This is a genomic window from Streptomyces sp. GbtcB7 (genome assembly GCF_019091445.1).
Taxonomy (GTDB): domain Bacteria; phylum Actinomycetota; class Actinomycetes; order Streptomycetales; family Streptomycetaceae; genus Streptomyces; species Streptomyces mirabilis.
In genome coordinates this window covers 1-231 of the sequence record NZ_JAGXJM010000727.1, presented here as the reverse complement: position 1 = coordinate 231, position 231 = coordinate 1, and the positions used below count along the sequence as shown (strand labels likewise).

1 protein-coding gene is annotated in these 231 nt (G+C 61.5%); it reads right to left on the bottom strand.

Going from position 1 to position 231, the window contains the following annotated elements; all coding sequences use genetic code 11:
• Positions 1-189, bottom strand: a 189-nt coding sequence (locus KVT44_RS57365) for a hypothetical protein (RefSeq protein WP_217577245.1), incomplete at its 3' end; no start/stop codon positions are given.
• Positions 190-231 lie beyond the last annotated feature (42 nt).

Sequence of the window (231 nt, the reverse complement as noted above, 5' to 3'; positions counted from 1 at the left end):
GAGCGAGACGAGCCCACGCTTGGGATCGATGCTCCCGAAATGCAGATCGCTGTGTCCGGTGCCGCGCTTGACGAGGACCAACGCTTCCGTCATCCAGCTGGGAACGGGCATGATGGTCCACTCCATGAGGGTGTCCTCATCGATGTGCGCCAGCCACAAGGGCAGTAACTCGTCCACCTCGTCATGCATCGCCGCAGGGAATTGCGTGCGACGGACAGTCGGTGTCTGAGA